This is a genomic window from Flaviflexus massiliensis (genome assembly GCF_001375495.1).
GTDB classification, from domain to species: domain Bacteria; phylum Actinomycetota; class Actinomycetes; order Actinomycetales; family Actinomycetaceae; genus Flaviflexus; species Flaviflexus massiliensis.
This window is the reverse complement of sequence record NZ_LN831058.1, coordinates 353,792-370,296: the sequence shown is the minus strand read 5'-3', so window position 1 is coordinate 370,296 and position 16,505 is coordinate 353,792. Positions and strand designations below refer to the sequence as shown.

Below are 16,505 nucleotides of genomic sequence, written 5' to 3'. Positions count from 1 at the left end.
GATAAAACAATGAAACCACTAGTTTCCGTAGGCGCCCTGGGCGGCACGATTGCGATGACCACAACCGAGACGGGAGCCGTCACACCCGCACTCGATGCCGAAGACCTCCTAGCCCCTGTACCCGGGCTTGATGCGCTCGCGGAGGTCACATCCCGGAGCCTCGCCAACCTGCCCTCACCCTCGATCCTGCCCAGCCACATCCTTGCCGCACTCGACTACGCGAAGGAGATGGTGGATGGCGGGGCTGCTGGCGTGGTCCTGACCCACGGCACGGACACTCTGGAGGAGACCGCCTACTTCCTTGACCTTCTGTGGGACCGGGAAGAACCAATTGTTCTCACGGGTGCGATGAGGGGAGCGAACCTGCCCGGTGCTGATGGACCAGCCAACCTCCTTGCCGCGATTGCCACAGCAATCGATCCCGCCGTACGGGGCATGGGAACTCTCGTTGTTCTCGACGACACGATCCACCTGGCACGCCTCGTTAGCAAGACCCATTCGACCGCAGTTTCGGCCTTCCAGTCACCAGGCTGGGGCCCAATTGGCAGGATCGTTGAAGGTCGTGTGCGGCTCATGTACAAGCCCGCTACCACCTTCCCAGCACTTCCCGTGCCGGGCCCGCATGAAATACAAATCCCGGTCATTCAGTCGCCGCTGGGTGATGAAGGGCGCTGGGCATACGGCCTAGCTCTGACCAACCCCCATGCTCTCGTGATCGAAGCCTCCGGTGTCGGTCACCTCTCCATGAGGACTGCTGATGCGTGCGAACAACTTGTGACTGACGGTCTGTTGGTTGCGATGGTGACGCGAACGGGGAGCGGCTCCACCACGGAACACAGCTACGCCTATCCGGGTTCGGAAGAAGATCTGATTGCCCGCGGAATCATTCCTGGGGGTTTCCTGACGGGCCGGAAGCTCCGCATCCTCCTCCACATCCTCACAAGTGCCGGCATGGATCGAGAAGAAATTATCAGCGAAGTCCACAGGCGAGGACAGTAGCCCCGCAGGTCAGTGCCGCTCGAATGGTGAGCCACGCATGTAGTTGAAGGGAACTACGCGAGGGCCGCGGCGGTCTGCAGTGCGTGGGGAATAACGGAGGCGACTCCCGTTCCCGCCCGCCATGCTCCCGTCACATGCAACCAGTCCGGGGTGGTGATCGAATCTGCCCGCTGTCGAAGCCCGGGTGTGGATGGGGTGAGGGCGTTGCCCCACCGGACGGTCTTGGACCCGGCAATGGCCTCGGGACCGATGCCGGTTCCCATGAGCTCATTCATGTCGGCCAGAGCATCATCCACGTTCACCTGTTTACCGGTGGCGTAGGAAACCCTGACCGCATGCTTGTCGGTGACCTCGCGCATCCACGACCATTTGCAACTCAGGTGAGTGAGGGCCTTGGCGCGGGACGTGCCCGGCACGCACAGCATCCCCGAACCGCGCGGCGCCCCATCGAGCTCTGCACTGTTAAGAACGAGCGTGACGTGGGTGGTGGGCTTGCCCGTGGGGACAGTGAACGGTTCCAGGTCCGTGACTTTGTTGAGGAGGGCGATGGCGGGAGTGATGGAGGTTGCGAGCACAATGTTTTCCGCCGTGAGTATCTGCTCCTCACCTGCTGTTACTGCTGTGACCTTGGCTCCGGAGCTGTAGGACAAGCCGGTGGCTTCTGTGTCCGTCAGGATCCGTGCTCCCGATTCTTTTAGGTCACGAACGAGCATGTCAATGAGATGGAACATGCCACCCCTGACGGAGGCAACCGCGGGGCCACTCAGGCCCTTGGCTACGGCCTTCGCGAGGCTTCCCGTGCTCTCAAAGTCGGCTTTGAGTTGTGGGTTGATGGCGAGCCGAGAGGGGTCAGTGGAGTAGATGGCGGTGGCGATGGGGCGCACGAGACGTTCGAGGATTTCGCTTCCCATGCGTGCCTCCACCAGCTCAGCCACCGTCGTAACCCTCGCACCGATACTCGGATCGAGGGTGAGGTCGGCAGCCACCCGGTCGGGGTCCTTGAGGATCTCTCTGATCTCGGGCGAGTGCGGATCAGCCGGGATGCCGAGAGAGGTGTCTTTCGGGATGAGGAGGGGGCTACCGTTCCAGATCCACGACCGCCCCGAAGGGACGAGGGTTTCTAGCCCGAGGGAGCGAACAAAGTCGGTGACAGCACTGTTCCTGCGGGCGAATGATTCGGCACCGATGTCGACCCGGACCCCGCCGATCGTGTCAGAGGCAATCAGTCCACCAAGGGTGGAACGTTTTTCGATGAGGGTGATGCGGCGACCTGCCGTAGCGAGCTGGTGGGCGGTGACGAGGCCCGCGAGCCCGCCACCGATCACGATGGTCACGGCTCGAGCCTGCCCTGAACGTAGGCCACGATTCGGCTCAGCACATCCGGATCCGTGTTTGGTGGGACTCCGTGGCCGAGGTTGAGGATGTGGGAGGGGGCTGCCTTCCCGGCCTCGATCACCTCATCAATGTGCTTCTGCAGCACCTCCCAGGGTGCGAAAAGGAAGGCGGGATCGATGTTGCCCTGGAGCGGCTTGTTCGGGACGAGCTTTGCCACCTCGTCGAGGCGAATCCGGTAGTCGACACCCAAAACATCGGAGATGCTGGCCATTTGCGGCAGAATCCTGGTCGTGCCGGTGCCGAAGTGGATTGTGGGAACCGTGGCGTAGGAGAGTGCCCGCATGGAATAGGGAAGCACCTTCTCCTCGTAGGTTGCGAGCGAGAGCGAACCGGCCCAGGAATCGAAGAGTTGCACAATCGAGGCTCCCGCCTCGATCTGAATCTTGAGGAACTGTCCCGTAATGTCCGCCGCCCACGTCATGAGTCGATCCCACGACTCGGGGTCGGAATACATGAGGGCGCGGGCTGCCAAGTGATCCCGGGAGGGCTTCCCCTCAACAAGGTAGGCGGCCAGGGTGAACGGTGCCCCACCAAACCCAAGAACAGGTACGTCCAGTTCGTTCACGCAGATTTCGACAGCCTTGCGGATCTCCGGGGAGTCGATGAACTCGTGGGCAACAAGCTCATCGATATCTGAAGAACTGCGGATCGGATGACCAAAGACGGGGCCAACCCCGGGCTTGATATCAACATCGATGCCGGCAATTTTTAAGGGAGTGACAATATCGGAGAAGAAGACGGCCCCGTCAACGCCGTGACGGCGTACCGGCTGCATCGTGATCTCCGCCGCCATCTCCGGATTCAAGCAGGCTTCGAGCATTGTCGTGCCTTCCCTCAGGGAACGATACTCGGGGAGGGATCGCCCGGCCTGCCTCATGAACCATACGGGTACTCGTTTGCCTCGCGTTCCGCGGGCTGCTTCTGTTAAGAGAGACACGTTCCTATTGTGTTACCAGTTGGAATTTTCTGCCAATTAATTGGAGAATCGATGTGTGAGTTTTGTGGTTCTATCCGCAAATCACCACGATTTGGACATTTCGGATGTTGAAGATTTGGCGAGGCGTGGTGATCGGGTCAAGAAAGAGATCGTTGCTAGCACTGGGGTCCAGGGCGCGGTCGTTCTATCTACCTGTAACCGCTACGAAGTGTATTTAGAGGCTGAGGAAGAGGCGGCCCGCAAAGCAGCTCGCCTTCTCGACAAGGACCTGTCCATCTACTCCGGCATTGATGCCGCCCGCCATCTCTACGAAATCGCCTCCGGGCTTGACTCCATGGTCGTGGGAGAACGCGAGATAGTTGGCCAGGTGCGCCAGGCACTGACCGATGCTCGCACTGAAGGCACCACCTCACCCCTGCTCGAACAAACCATCCAGGGGGCGCTACGCACCTCCCGTGAGATCGCGGTCAAGACCGATATTTCCCGCGCCGGCCGCTCCATTGTGTCGGTGGCTTTGGACATGGCGGGGGCGGTTGCCTGCGAGCGCGGCCAATACGAATGGGACGATATTGACGGCCCGGCTCTGCCCCTGACCGACTGGGAAGGGATCAACGTTCTCCTCGTGGGCACGGGTGCGTACGCGGGTGCGACCGTTGCCGCGTTGAAAGAGCGAGGAGCGAACCGGGTCCGAGTCTGGTCGCTCAGCGGCAGGGGACAGCAGTTCGCAACCGATCACGGCATCGCATTCAGGGAGAACCTGGACCTGGTGTGGCCGGATGTTATTGTCCTGTGCCGGGGAACCGGCACTCCCGTTCTCACTGCCAACATGATCCGGGAAGCCAAGAAGACCCGCGGGCCGCTGACTCTCATTGACCTGGCTCGATCCCGTGACGTTGAAACCGATGTTGCACAGATCGATGACGTCACCCTCATTGATCTCGAAACAATCCGCAGGCACGTGCCGGCCGCCAAGGCAGGCGACCTGGACAGTGCTCGGAAGATTGTGGATGAGGGGCTAGCAAAGCTCGACTCCGATCTGCTCGGTCGCACCGTAGATCCCCTGGTTGTCGCGGTCCGAGACATGATCGCCGTGGAACTCGAAAAGGAATTGCGGAAACTTCCCGCCGCCGGTGAGATCCCGGCAGAAGTCGCGATCCGCGCTTTGCAACGATTCGCCTCCGCGGTCGCCTACCACCCCTCGAAAGCGGCCCACGAGGCAGCGAAGGACGGGCGCGGGGATGAATATCACGAGGCGGCAGAACTTGTCTTTGGTATTGCCCTTCCCAAGCCCACGCAACAGGCACTCAATAGCGGGTGCCCCCGAAAGGACCAGCCTCATGCCTGACGCTTACCTTGTTCTCTCCTATGGAGGGCCGAACAAGCCCGAGGACGTTGTCCCCTTCCTTCGCAACGCCACCGCGGGTAAGGGAATCCCGGACGAAAGACTGGAACAGGTAGGTGAGCACTACTACATGTTCGGAGGTAAGTCACCAATCAACGAGCTCAACGCCGAGCTGGTCGAGTACCTGCGTGATGAGCTTGCTCGCCGGGGCGACACCACCCCCGTTGTCATCGGCAACAGGAACTGGGAACCGTACGGAAACGACGTGATCCGCGAACTGTACGACAGTGGAGCACGCGACATCCTCGCGATCGCCACCTCCGCCTACGATTCGTACTCCTCGTGCCGCCAGTACCGTGAGGACATTGCCAGGTGGCTGGGAGAACTGGATCTGCCAGATCTGTCGGTCAGGAAAACCAAGCCCTTCTGGAACAGCGACGGCTTCCTGCAAGCAAACCGCGATGCCGTGAGGGATGCTTTGGAGGAGGCGGGTGATGCTCGCCTGGTCTTCGTCACCCATTCCATCCCCACCGCCATGAACACCGCCTCGGGAACCCACCACGAGCACACCTACCAACAGCAGCACGAGGTGGTCGCCAAGAGAATTGCGGATGATCTGGGAATCGCCGATTGGGACCTTGCCTACTGTTCCCGGTCAGGATCGCCCCACATTCCGTGGCTCGAGCCCGATATTTGTGATCACTTGGAAGACCTCCACGGTAGGGGAAGTGCCTCGGTCGTGCTTGCACCGATCGGCTTCATCTCGGACCACATGGAGGTCAAGTTCGATCTCGACACGGAAGCTAAGGCAAAGGCTGAGGAACTTGGGATGGGATTCGTGCGGGCCGCCACGGTCGGTGTACACCCCGCCTTCATTTCCCAGCTTGCAGACATCCTCCAAAACCCCGGAGACACCAGCTACGCGGAAGACTGCTGCTGGGCGGGCCCGAACCCGCCAACGGTCCCCGCAATCTCCTAAATTCCACCAACCATTAATTCCTTCATCAACACGGTCACCGGCCCCAAAGCCCAGGAGGCACCATGAAACAGCCAGACGATCAGACAGTTGAGCAGGTCAACACCTCGATCCGCTACACCATGTGGTCGGTGTTTGCGACCACGGGCGAGATCTCGCCCGATGAACGGGACAGCATCGTGACTGCAGCGGAAGAGGCTGTTGCCAGCACGGGTGTTGTCGTGCGCGGCTACTACGACGTGGCGGGGCTGCGGGCCGATGCTGACCTGATGGCGTGGTGGCATGCCGAGACGATCGAGGAAGTCCAGGCCGCCTACCATGCGCTACTCAACTCGGACCTGCCGATCAGCCCCGTCTGGTCGGTCGTGGGGCTCCACCGCCCAGCAGAGTTCAACAAGAGGCACCTGCCCGGCTTCCTCCTCACAGACGAAGCCCCGAAGTACATGGCGGTCTACCCGTTCGTGCGCTCCTACGAGTGGTACCTGCTCGAAGAGAGCGAACGGAGCCGGATCCTGCGGGACCACGGGATGACCGGCGCACCCTACAAGGACGTCGTGGCCTCCACGGTCGCCTGCTTTGCACTCAACGACTACGAATGGATCCTCGCTCTTGAAGCTGATGAACTGCACCGGATCGTGGACCTCATGAGGGACTTCAGGTACACGGAGGCCCGCAGACACGTGCGAGTGGACGTGCCGTTCTATACGGGTTCGCGCGTCACCCTCCAAGACTGGGCTGCGCGCCAGCCCGCCGGAGAATAATCCCCACAATCTCAACCGAATCCGGTCCCGTCCCGTAAGCGGGACAAAATAGGTCAACCGACCTACCGAATAACCGCCGCTCGTGAGACAATAGCGAGTGGTAAAAGCCCACTAATGAAGGAGAGTTTCACCGTGGCTATCGCAACCCCCGAGGTATACAACGAGATGATTGACCGGGCCAAGAAGGGCGGCTTCGCATACCCGGCCATCAACGTCACGTCCTCGCAGACCCTCACCGCAGCTCTCCAGGGCTTCGCGGAAGCAGAGTCCGACGGCATCATCCAGGTATCCGTTGGTGGCGCAGAGTACTGGTCCGGCTCCACCCGTAAGGACCGCGTCGCCGGTTCGCTCGCAATGGCAGCCTACGCAAAGGAAGTTGCCAAGAACTACGACGTCACTGTCGCACTTCACACCGACCACTGCGCCAAGGAAAACATCGACTCCTGGGTACGCCCCCTCCTCGAGCTTGAAGCCGAGCAGGTCAAGAACGGCGAACTGCCCGCCTTCCAGTCCCACATGTGGGACGGCTCCGCAGTCGAACTCCACGAAAACCTGGAGATCGCCAAGGAACTCCTCGAGCTCTCCCAGAAAGCCAACACCATCCTCGAAATCGAGATCGGTGTTGTCGGCGGTGAAGAAGACGGCGTCGTTGGTGAAATCAACGAGAAGCTCTACACCACCGTTGAAGATGGTCTCGCAACCGTTGAGGCGCTTGGCCTGGGCGAGAACGGCCGCTACATGACTGCCCTCACCTTCGGTAACGTGCACGGCGTCTACAAGCCCGGCTTCGTCAAGCTCCGTCCCGAGCTTCTTGGTGAAATCCAGAAGGCTATTGGCGACAAGTACGGCAAGGAAGCCCCCTTCGATCTCGTCTTCCACGGCGGCTCCGGCTCCTCCGAAGAAGAGATCGTCACCGCTGTCAAGAACGGTGTCATCAAGATGAACATCGACACTGACACGCAGTACGCCTTCTCCCGCCCCGTCGCAGACTGGATGTTCTCCAACTACCAGGGTGTCCTCAAGGTTGATGGCGACATCGGCAACAAGAAGCAGTACGACCCCCGAGCATGGGGCAAGGCTGCCGAGAAGGGCATGGCAGACCGCATCGTCGAAGCCTGCCAGCAGCTCGGCTCCGTCGGCACCCGCATTAAGTAATTCTTCCAGGCATCGGCTTGTGACTCCTCGATGGAGGCAGGGCTAGCCGCTTAAGAGTAGCGAGGGGAGAAAACCTAGGTTTTCTCCCCTCGCTTTTTGTTGCCCGAATCTTGATGTGAGGGGAGACACCCATATCCCCCACATGTATGATGGTCATACCAGTTTTCAGAGAAGAAGACTATCGAACTATTGAAGGGACAACGATGTCACCAGAATCCTCGATCCTTGACCTCTTGAAGATTCCCACACAAGGGAAGGTTTACGATCTAGAAGGTGTGCGCGAGGCGGAGATGCCGCTATGGGACGGCCACCCTGCCTTCCAGGTCATGACCTACCGAACTCCCCAAGGTGTAAAGAATCAAGGCTCAAAACCGTTTCCCGATCCAAATGAACCACCGATCAGTCTGATCTCAGACTTGGTGATGGGGACAACGCACTCCGGTACCCATATTGATGCCCTTGGGCATACCGTGACGGGTCATGACCAACATTGGCACAACGGTAAGGCGTCAACAGATCTTGGAGACTTTGGTCCGCTCAAAGGATCGGCTTCGGAGCTGCCAATCTTTATCACGCGTGGTGTCTTCTTTGACGTGGCAAAGAAAGTTGGTCATCCACTCAAGGGAGGCGAACCGTTCGGAATTGACGCATTCCTTGAAATGATTGATGAAGAAGGCCTTGAGGTGCGTGCCGGAGATGTGGTCTTGTTCCGAAATGGTGCTGGAAAGTTTTGGTCGGACACGGCAAAATTTAACGAGCACGATGGCGGGGGTGTCACGCTGGAAATTGCCCAGTACCTATCGGAAAAGGGCATCCGCGCAATTGGCGGTGACACGTCAACCGTCGAGGTGCAACCCTCCACTGTTCCGGGAAACCCGCACCCAGTGCACGAACACTTGCTGATTGAAAATGGCATCCACCTTATTGAGAACATGATCCTAGAGGAACTCTCGGAGGATGGCGTCAAGGAGTTTCTTTTCATCGGCCTCCCTCCCAAGATCAAGGGAGCAACTGGAGCAATCTTCCGTCCAATTGCTCTCGTCTAGCTGAAGTGGAGTCGGGGAGGCAAAGTGTCTAGCTTGTTACCTCCCCAACTCTTTCGTTCTCCTAAATCATTCTGATTTGGCTTGGAAATTGGACTTAGTTCCGCCTTCCGTGGGGAACGTTAGCTTCACCATTTCGGGATGGCTATCCCAGGTGGCTTTCACTTCGATGAGGTGATCCGTCATTTCTGCCCGAGCAACCTCGACATCTCCGACAGCGATGCCATGGGCTATCCGTCTGTGTGCTGCGACAACCGTTGTCAGCCGGCTAGGATCCATCGAAAATGTGGCTACGCGGGTCTCCACGAGTGCACCCTCAAGCGCTTCGAAGATCACGTCAAAGAATGAATTCTCTGAAGCGCGTGCAATTGCTCTATGGAAGTCGTAGTCGAGTTGTGATGCGCGGACGAGGTTGCCGTCGGAGTCCTCGAGTGCATCGCATAGCAAGTACAGCTCACGCTTGAGTTCTGGTGATGTCTTACCTGATGCGATCCCCGCAACGCTCACTTCGAGTGCGAGTCGGACCTCATGGAGTTGGTCGTATCGAAGGCTAGAGCCGCTTCTCATGAAGAGTCGCATGACTTCTGCGACGTCGTCCAGCTTGGTTTGGCCAACTGCGAGTCCCGAACCTGGAATAGACTCCACGAGACCTCTGGCAGAGAGTGTTTTTATTGCCTCCCTGATGACCGTGCGTGAAACTCCATAAATTGAGCACAGCTCACGCTCGGACGGAAGCGGTGTGCCGGGAGAGATATTGTCATTGATGATGCGGGTGCGCAGATCGTTAACGACCTGTTGAGAAAGGGAGATGGGTCGGGTGACAGACGAAGTGCCTTCAAATTCGATAGCCATAGTTAAACTCCCATTCCTTCTCCCTGAATCATACGCGACTGAGTATTTAGCTAAGTGACATGGAAATTTCGCAACTCTCTCGACAATCAGCACAACTGGTATGATCGGATACATTAAGCTGTGATCAACGTATTTGCTAAGCCGGTGACAACCGGAATCTCGAGGGGGAGAAGGATGCGAGCAATTAAGTTCGATACGAACCGTGAAGCAACCGTGGTGGAGATCGAGAGACCAGAACCTCGTCCTGGGCAGGTTGTTGTACGAGTGACTTCGACAGGTGTGTGTGGCTCTGACCTTTCGGCACTGTCTGGGCACCATCTCTTCCGGAAGCCGCCATTGATTTCTGGCCATGAAGCTGGCGGCATCATTGACGCAGTCGGTGAAGGCGTGGATGGTTTTGATATTGGTGACAGGGTTGTCATCGACCCTCAGAAGCCGTGCGGGGAGTGCGACTTTTGCGAAAGAGGTCTTTACCATCTATGCCCCCAAAAGGTCATGCTTGGAGTTGCGGAATGGGACGGTTCTTTTGCCGACTTTGTTGAGGTGCCCGCATACACATTGATTCCAGCACCAGATGGAGTTGCGGATGAGCACCTCGCGCTGGCCGAGCCTATCGCAGTTGCTGCCCATGCGGTTAGGCAGTTGGCTGAGAAGTCATATCAGACAGCGCTCGTGCTCGGCGGTGGGACTATTGGTTCACTTATCACCCGTGTGCTCTCCGACAATGGCGTAGTGGTAACGGTTAGTGAGCCGCGTGAGTTCCTCCATCCAAAACTGAAAGACCTAGGTGCCTCGACTGTGGCTGTGCCGGGTGAAATAGAGCCGGAGTCAAAGTTTGATGTGGTCTTCATCGTCGCGAGTATTGCACAGCTAGTGCAAACTGCATTGGATCATCTGAAACCGGGGGGATCCATCGTTCAGGTTGCTGTATTCAATGAGGAAGTTCCTATCCATATTGGAAAGCTCCAAGTTGCTGAACAATCTTTCCACGGTACAGCGATGTACCAGAAGGAAGACTTTGCGCGAGCATTGGAACTGCTTGCGAAATATGCAGATCTCCCAGACTTGCTCATTTCCAAGATTACGAGCTTGGAAGAGGGGGCTCCACTCATCACAGGGATGGCGAAAAAAGGGCCGGGAGAGATTCTTAAGCTCATTCTCGTTCCGTAGTCACCAGAAACCAGTACGCAGAACAGGATTTGAAAACGCATGCGCGGAGCTATAGCGGATGACTTTACCGGGGCAACAGATCTCGCTGGGAACTGGAGGGCACGCGGACTACACACTGCTGTGTATCTGGGCATCCCAGGTACATCCGAGTATGAGAGTCTAAAAGAATTCGATGCGTTGGTACTGGCACAGAAAATCCGATCGACCGATGTGCAAACAGCACGGCAGATTGCTCGGGAGGCTGGATCGGTACTCCTTGAAATTGGCTGCACTCAGATCTATGACAAATACTGTTCAACATTTGACTCGACTCAAGAAGGAAATATTGGCCCGATCGCTGATGAGCTTTTTGATCTAACGGGTGCGAAGCGGGCAGTGGTTGTTCCGTCGTTTCCTGATGCCGGTAGAACGGTTTACCAGGGCCATCTCTTCGTTCTTGGTGAGTTGCTGGATGAATCGCCGATGAAGAATCACCCACTCAACCCGATGAGGGACTCCTCCGTGATTCGGCTGTTGGCAGCACAGACAAACAGAGCCGTCGGACATGTGTCCTGGGAAGTGGTTTCACGTGGATCTCGGAGCCTTCGCGATAAGTTAGAACGACTCGAACAGGATTACGATTACCTCGTAGTTGACGCCCTGACGAACGAGGATCTCGTGACAATTGCAGAGGCAACTATCGACGACAAGCTCATGACTGGGGGATCTGGCTTGGCGCTGGGACTGGCTGGTGCAGGAGACAATACGTCGCAAGTGCCCGCGATCGATGGCCAGAAAGTTATTCTTTCTGGCTCCGCCTCAGCTATGACTCAGCGACAGGTTCGATTTGCGATGAACCACGGACCATCAAAGATGGTAGATCCTCAAGACCTACTAGATAACCTCGATCAAGCAGCGGCGGAGTACTCTCGATGGGTGACTAATCAATGGGGACAAGCGGACAAGAATCCGCCGATGCTCTATACGGTGGAAAGTCCGGCCGATACAGAAAGAGCGGCCGCGTTACATCACGACATCTCGAGTCTCTTTGAGGAATTCTTTGGAATACTTGCCAGCAGATTGGCAGAAAATGGAGCTACCCAGTTTATTGTGGCGGGCGGAGAAACCTCTGGAGCAATCTGCCAGGCACTGAAGGTGAAGGTACTTGAGCTCGGAAACCAGCTCGGCCCAGGAGTTTCATGGATCCTCGGGAGATCGGACAATTCCAAGGTTAACCTTGTCCTAAAATCAGGAAATTTTGGAACAGAAGATCTATTTGTATCTGCGTGGGGAGAACTCAATGAATGAACAAGTGCAGGAAATGCTCAATACCGCACACCGACTCGCTGCCTTGGGGCTATCGCCAGGAACCTCGGGAAACATCTCCTGTCGCGTCGGTGAAACGATCTATCTTTCTGGGTCAGGAACATCATTTTCGACTCTGAGCGAGAGCGACCTGACGATTCTAAATAATGGTCATGTTGAAGGAGCTTCGCCGACGAAGGAGATGGGGTTCCATCTCAAAGTCTACGAACGCAACCCCGAGGCCACCGCTGTCATCCACGTCCACTCTCCCAATGCAACCGCAGTGTCATGCCTGGATCCATGGCAGCCCTACTTCGCGATCCCACCCATCACCCCGTACGTTTTTATGAGGGTGGGGAACTTGCCTTACGTTCCCTACGAGCATCCTGGAAGCCCCGAACTCTTCGACAGCATCGACAAGGTCGAATATCCCTACGATGCTCTGCTGCTGGCTAACCATGGTGTTATCACCTCTGGCACCCTCGCCCAAGCAGAACAGGCCTGCATCGAAATTGAAAGCCTGTCCGGCCTCCACCTTCAACTCCTCGGCCACAACCCCAACCGCCTGACCGAAGAGCAGTGCGAGCAGCTGGCGAAGAAGGCGAAACGGCCCTGGAATAGAACCGACTACCGCAAGACATAAACAAAAGCGCTGTGCCCGACTCGTCCTAGTGACTGAGTCGGGCACAGTACTTTGAAGTTTGTTTCTGGTTAATTGTCGAGACTGTCTGTGGCGATAACAGCTGCTGCGGCCAGGGCTGCGAGAATAGCGCCCTGCTTTGTGTGTGCTAGGGACTCGCCCGCAGTGCGCTTGTTCCCGGCCCGCCGATACAGCCACTTCTCTCCTGCAACCGTCAGGATCGTGGTGCCAAGCGTGACGCCAGCGGTGATTCCCGCTGCCGCTTTCAGTTCTTCAGCATCCACGCCATCCAAGTACTCCTTGATGACCTCGGCGCCTTCGGTAATTAACTCGGCATCCCTGTTTGCGTACCAGGCAAGTAGGCCGGTGCTGATTGCGGACTTGCCAACAAAGCGAAGAAACTTTGAGCTCGTGAGATCCGGAAGCGAGTAGTAGGCGAGTACCCCACCAGCATTGACCAGGGCGCTTCGAATATCCACCGTCATAGTTCTTCCTTCTGTAGTTTGTGACGAGCCTAGGAACCAGTTTACGTGCGTACCCGCAATAGAAAACCACGGCGGCGTGAAGAGTTCTCCCCAAAACCCCAATCTGAAAATCATCACCACTGTCTGATTGGTTGAGGGGCAGGGGAGCGGTGTGCTGAGGGGTGAAAAGGCGGTCTGTTCGGAAGACGCAGGGGGCCTATACTCAGATAAGAAATTGTGCTCCGATAGGCGGGCTCAAACCCTTCTTTTAGGTGGGAAACTATGGTGTCAGTTCTCTTTGTATGTGTCAAAAATGGTGGGAAATCGCAGATGGCGGGGGCTCTCATGAGAGCTCACTCCGGCGGCTCTGTTGAGACGCATACATGCGGGACCAAGCCCGGTCATGCCATCAACGAACTCTCCCAAGAAGTCATCGAAGAGTTGGGAGCGAGCATGGCAGGGGAATACCCCAAAGGCATCGATCCCATGGTCGTTGCCTCGGTCGATCGCGTTGTCATTCTTGGAACAGAGGCCAATCCAGACGAATTCGCAGCCGCCAAGCAGGTCGAGATCTGGGATATTGATGAGCCGTCCCTACGCGGTATTGACGGAGTCGGGCGCATGAGGCTCGTGAGGGACGATATTTCTACCCGAGTGCGACACCTCTACGACGAGCTCACTCAATAACTCTGACGACTGGGTACAGGACCCCGGGGTGCGGTACCCCGATAGCGGGCCACTTTTGCGGTGTTCTGGCCATGAGCTCGTTGGTCCCAGAACAGCGGGGAGGGATGCCCTTGTTTTTCCTGGTCGTGGCGCCATTCTCCGCCTACTCTTCAGTCATAAAATCACGTAAAGCCCTTGTGGCTGTCTTAGGAATTGGACTACTTGCTGCTTGTGGTGGCGAGTCAGGAGACGGTGGTCGAGGCGAAGGAAGCGGTGGGGCCGAGGGAACTGGCGAGATCACGATCGAAAGAACCTTCATTACAAAGGACGGGGAATTTCCGCCAGAAACCTTCCATGTTGATGCGGTTGCTGGTGATACCTTCTCGGTCAAGGGCTTGAGCGACAATATGCCGGTCACAATCGAATCAGCAAATACCGACGAGGTTGTCATCTCTTTCGAGGAACTCATGTTGCTCGATGGCGAAGATCTAGTGGAACAACAAGTTTTCACAATTAGAGATGGTGAAACGATTAGTCTCCTGACTCCATCAATGGATGCCTGAGTTGAATTCGACATCACCTACGACGCCGACTAACTCGATTGCCCAACAACATTCTTTGATGGTCCAGCAGGTGAGTAGGGGAGGATTCTCCCACTCCTACCCACCACTGCCCCTCACTCTCTCGCTAGTCTGCAAGCATGAAAACACAAACATTTACACCGGCACGACTTTCCCTCTTACTGGCACTCGCAGTGGGTGGCCTTGCTGCTTGCGGTAACGATGACGAGAACTCGATCCCGAGCGGTGAATCCGCTGGTGAAATCACGGTGACATCAACTCCGTGGGCTAAAGGCACTCGCATGCAATCCACGGCTCACACCTTTGAAGCGGTAAAAGGTGAAACATTCTCTTTCAAGGGCATATTTCAAGATGACTCAACGGGAACGATCGATTCTGTCTCGGCCGATTCCGTTACTGTTACGATCAATGGCTCGATGAGAGTTCCTGAAGAAGGTAGCGTCACCGACCCATCCTTCACGATTGCGGATGGTCAGACTATCGAGTTTGAAACCAACTCCGAAGATGCTGGAGTCCTGTACGAGATCACCTTTGAAGCAGCGGACTCCTGACCGGGACAGGCTCGCCAAAGTTACTTGTCTAAGAATATTTTTATAGGGTCGCACCATCTTCACTGGGCTGGTATTTGCCAGGGCTGAATTGTGCGGGTATAAGTCCCCGGGGCCATCTCTGTATCGTAGAACTGACATCGATACGTTAGAGGCATGAACAAAGCACGAGCAGTCATGATCACGTCAAGCTTGCTAGGCTCAGGGCTTCTATCCGCCTGCGGTGGTGGAGATGAAGAAACTGAGCAGGGTGCCGGCCAGTCCGACAATCAAGAATCTGGCCAGATCCTCGTTGAATACGAGGTCAAGTCCCTTTGAGTGGTGTGGCGGGTTTTCCTTCGTTTTGTTGGTTTGGGGGTTAGGCGCTGAGTTCCAGAGGTTCGTCGTTCACCTCGATCCCGTTATCATCTATGGCTTGGAAGCGGCTTCGGGTGAGGACATCGAGGCTGAGGTAGCGGCGGCCTTCAGCCCACTCATCAGTCTGCTCGGCAAGGACCGCACCGACCAGGCGGATGATCGCATCACGGTTGGGGAAGATCCCCACCGAATCGGTACGGCGACGGATTTCACGGTTGAGCCGCTCGCCCGGGTTGTTGGACCAGATCTGGGCCCACACCGGGCTCGGAAAGGCAGTGAAGGCAAGGATGTCCGCCCGAGCAGCGTCTAGGTGATCGTGCGCGGCAGGGAGTTTCTCGCCCACGTAATCTAAGAGCCGGTCGAACTGGGCGTGCACGCTGGCCGCGTCGGGCTGGTCATAGACCGAGTGCAGCATCGCTTTGACTGCTGGCCAGTAGCTCTTGGGTGTCACGCTCATCAGATTCGCGGCGTCATGGGTCCGGCACCGCTGCCACGAGGCGCCCGGCAGGTTTGCTGCGATCGCCTGTACCAGGCCCGGGTGAGCATCAGAAGTCACCAGTCGGACCCCGGTCAGGCCACGGGCAACCAGGTCAGCAAAGAAGCTGTTCCAGGCAGTGCCGGTCTCTGACGTTGCTACACGTAATCCCATGACTTCACGCCTACCATCAGCGTTGACACCGGTAGCGATGAGGACGACCGCGTTAATCACACGCCCGCCCTCGCGCACTTTCATCGTGAGCGCATCAGCAGCGACGAACGTGAACGGACCGGCCTGATCCAAAGGTCGGTGGCGGAACTGGTCCACGTGTTCATCCAGGTCTGCGGCCATGCGTGAGACCTGCGATTTCGATAGGGAATGGATGCCGAGGGTTTTCACGAGCTTGTCCATCCGCCGAGTGCTTACGCCGGCGAGGTAGCAGTCAGCAACAACGGTGATCAGTGCTGTTTCGGCTCGTTTTCTGCGTTCGAGGAGCCAGTCAGGGAAATAGGTGCCAGCCCGCAGCTTAGGGACGGCGACGTCGATGGTGCCCACCCTGGTGTCTAAGGGGCGGTGGCGGTAGCCATTGCGCTGGGTGATCCGGTCGGGGCTGGGTTTACCGTATTCGGCTCCGACCACGGCATCCGCGTCGGCTGAGAGCAGGGCGTTGATCATGGTTTGAAGCAGGTCGCGCATGAGATCTGGAGATGCTTCGGCCAGGGCTTCACTTGGCAGGCCTGCAGGGTCGATAATATGAGGAGCGGTCATCGTGGTGATGTCCTTTCGAGTGAGAAGTAGAAGGCTTTCTCGAAGGACTCCGACGGTGACCGCGTCCATGTCAGCAACGACGCACACGA

General features: G+C 57.2%; 18 protein-coding genes. 13 read left to right on the top strand and 5 right to left on the bottom strand.

Annotation, left to right across the window (positions count from 1 at the left end):
• The first annotated feature begins 9 nt into the window (after positions 1 to 9).
• Entirely contained in the window at positions 10 to 999 is a 990-nt protein-coding gene (locus tag BN1241_RS05560) for an asparaginase (protein ID WP_054952704.1), read from the top strand.
• A gap of 53 nt (positions 1,000 to 1,052) precedes the next feature.
• On the opposite strand, the gene BN1241_RS05555 is transcribed toward BN1241_RS05560, so the two are convergent.
• Together BN1241_RS05555 and hemE are read right to left on the bottom strand one after the other, a co-directional pair.
• A complete protein-coding gene (locus BN1241_RS05555; RefSeq protein WP_054952703.1) occupies positions 1,053 to 2,333 on the bottom strand; it encodes a protoporphyrinogen/coproporphyrinogen oxidase in 1,281 nt (426 codons plus the stop codon).
• Positions 2,330 to 3,331, bottom strand: coding sequence for a uroporphyrinogen decarboxylase (gene hemE, locus BN1241_RS05550; RefSeq protein ID WP_054952702.1), 1,002 nt, complete (start codon positions 3,329 to 3,331; stop codon positions 2,330 to 2,332). Before hemE ends, BN1241_RS05555 begins: the two co-directional genes overlap by 4 nt.
• Positions 3,332 to 3,386: 55 nt before the next feature.
• On the opposite strand from hemE, the gene BN1241_RS05545 reads away from it, so the two are divergent.
• The 5 genes from BN1241_RS05545 to BN1241_RS05525 all read left to right on the top strand — a co-directional run bounded on the left by BN1241_RS05545 (position 3,387) and on the right by BN1241_RS05525 (position 8,611).
• Positions 3,387 to 4,676 carry a glutamyl-tRNA reductase gene (locus BN1241_RS05545; RefSeq protein ID WP_187117600.1) on the top strand — a complete coding sequence of 430 codons (1,290 nt, stop codon included), beginning with the start codon at positions 3,387 to 3,389 and terminating at the stop codon, positions 4,674 to 4,676.
• Positions 4,669 to 5,652, top strand: a complete 984-nt coding sequence (locus BN1241_RS05540) for a ferrochelatase (RefSeq protein ID WP_054952700.1) — start codon at positions 4,669 to 4,671, stop codon at positions 5,650 to 5,652. The genes BN1241_RS05545 and BN1241_RS05540 overlap by 8 nt, the downstream gene beginning before the upstream one ends.
• A 62-nt stretch (positions 5,653 to 5,714) precedes the next feature.
• Positions 5,715 to 6,410, top strand: coding sequence for a hydrogen peroxide-dependent heme synthase (gene hemQ, locus BN1241_RS05535; protein ID WP_054952699.1), 696 nt, complete (start codon positions 5,715 to 5,717; stop codon positions 6,408 to 6,410).
• Positions 6,411 to 6,542: 132 nt separating this feature from the next.
• On the top strand, positions 6,543 to 7,565 hold the full coding sequence (gene fbaA, locus BN1241_RS05530; protein WP_054952698.1) for a class II fructose-bisphosphate aldolase: 1,023 nt from the start codon (positions 6,543 to 6,545) through the stop codon (positions 7,563 to 7,565).
• A gap of 146 nt (positions 7,566 to 7,711) precedes the next feature.
• On the top strand, positions 7,712 to 8,611 hold the full coding sequence (locus tag BN1241_RS05525; protein ID WP_082418226.1) for a cyclase family protein: 900 nt from the start codon (positions 7,712 to 7,714) through the stop codon (positions 8,609 to 8,611).
• 66 nt (positions 8,612 to 8,677) lie between these two features.
• On the opposite strand, the gene BN1241_RS12775 is transcribed toward BN1241_RS05525, so the two are convergent.
• On the bottom strand, positions 8,678 to 9,460 hold the full coding sequence (locus BN1241_RS12775; protein WP_054952696.1) for a FadR/GntR family transcriptional regulator: 783 nt from the start codon (positions 9,458 to 9,460) through the stop codon (positions 8,678 to 8,680).
• 174 nt (positions 9,461 to 9,634) lie between these two features.
• Between BN1241_RS12775 and BN1241_RS05515 the strand changes: the two genes are divergently transcribed.
• Genes BN1241_RS05515 through BN1241_RS05505 form a run of 3 tightly spaced genes read left to right on the top strand, consistent with a single transcriptional unit; the run spans position 9,635 to position 12,557 of the window.
• A complete protein-coding gene (locus tag BN1241_RS05515; protein WP_054952695.1) occupies positions 9,635 to 10,630 on the top strand; it encodes a zinc-dependent alcohol dehydrogenase in 996 nt (331 codons plus the stop codon).
• A 39-nt stretch (positions 10,631 to 10,669) separates the two neighbouring features.
• A complete protein-coding gene (gene otnK, locus BN1241_RS05510; protein ID WP_054952694.1) occupies positions 10,670 to 11,917 on the top strand; it encodes a 3-oxo-tetronate kinase in 1,248 nt (415 codons plus the stop codon).
• The gene (locus BN1241_RS05505; protein WP_077138293.1) at positions 11,910 to 12,557 is read left to right on the top strand and encodes a class II aldolase/adducin family protein; all 648 of its coding nucleotides are present in this window, start codon (positions 11,910 to 11,912) and stop codon (positions 12,555 to 12,557) included. The genes otnK and BN1241_RS05505 overlap by 8 nt, the downstream gene beginning before the upstream one ends.
• A 68-nt stretch (positions 12,558 to 12,625) precedes the next feature.
• On the opposite strand, the gene BN1241_RS05500 is transcribed toward BN1241_RS05505, so the two are convergent.
• Positions 12,626 to 13,039, bottom strand: a complete 414-nt coding sequence (locus BN1241_RS05500) for a hypothetical protein (RefSeq protein ID WP_054952692.1) — start codon at positions 13,037 to 13,039, stop codon at positions 12,626 to 12,628.
• A gap of 261 nt (positions 13,040 to 13,300) precedes the next feature.
• On the opposite strand from BN1241_RS05500, the gene BN1241_RS05495 reads away from it, so the two are divergent.
• From BN1241_RS05495 to BN1241_RS12770, 4 genes are all read left to right on the top strand, one after another.
• Positions 13,301 to 13,705 carry an arsenate-mycothiol transferase ArsC gene (locus BN1241_RS05495; RefSeq protein ID WP_054952691.1) on the top strand — a complete coding sequence of 135 codons (405 nt, stop codon included), beginning with the start codon at positions 13,301 to 13,303 and terminating at the stop codon, positions 13,703 to 13,705.
• A 104-nt stretch (positions 13,706 to 13,809) separates the two neighbouring features.
• Entirely contained in the window at positions 13,810 to 14,247 is a 438-nt protein-coding gene (locus BN1241_RS05490) for a hypothetical protein (RefSeq protein WP_054952690.1), read from the top strand.
• A 137-nt stretch (positions 14,248 to 14,384) separates the two neighbouring features.
• Positions 14,385 to 14,816 (top strand): hypothetical protein, encoded by a 432-nt coding sequence (locus tag BN1241_RS05485; protein ID WP_147599286.1) that lies wholly within the window; start codon positions 14,385 to 14,387, stop codon positions 14,814 to 14,816.
• Between the two features lie 153 nt (positions 14,817 to 14,969).
• The gene (locus tag BN1241_RS12770; protein ID WP_154665175.1) at positions 14,970 to 15,131 is read left to right on the top strand and encodes a hypothetical protein; all 162 of its coding nucleotides are present in this window, start codon (positions 14,970 to 14,972) and stop codon (positions 15,129 to 15,131) included.
• Positions 15,132 to 15,171: 40 nt separating this feature from the next.
• Here BN1241_RS12770 and BN1241_RS05480 read toward each other — a convergent pair whose 3' ends face one another.
• Entirely contained in the window at positions 15,172 to 16,416 is a 1,245-nt protein-coding gene (locus BN1241_RS05480) for an IS256 family transposase (protein WP_054953813.1), read from the bottom strand.
• Between the last annotated feature and the right edge of the window lie 89 nt (positions 16,417 to 16,505).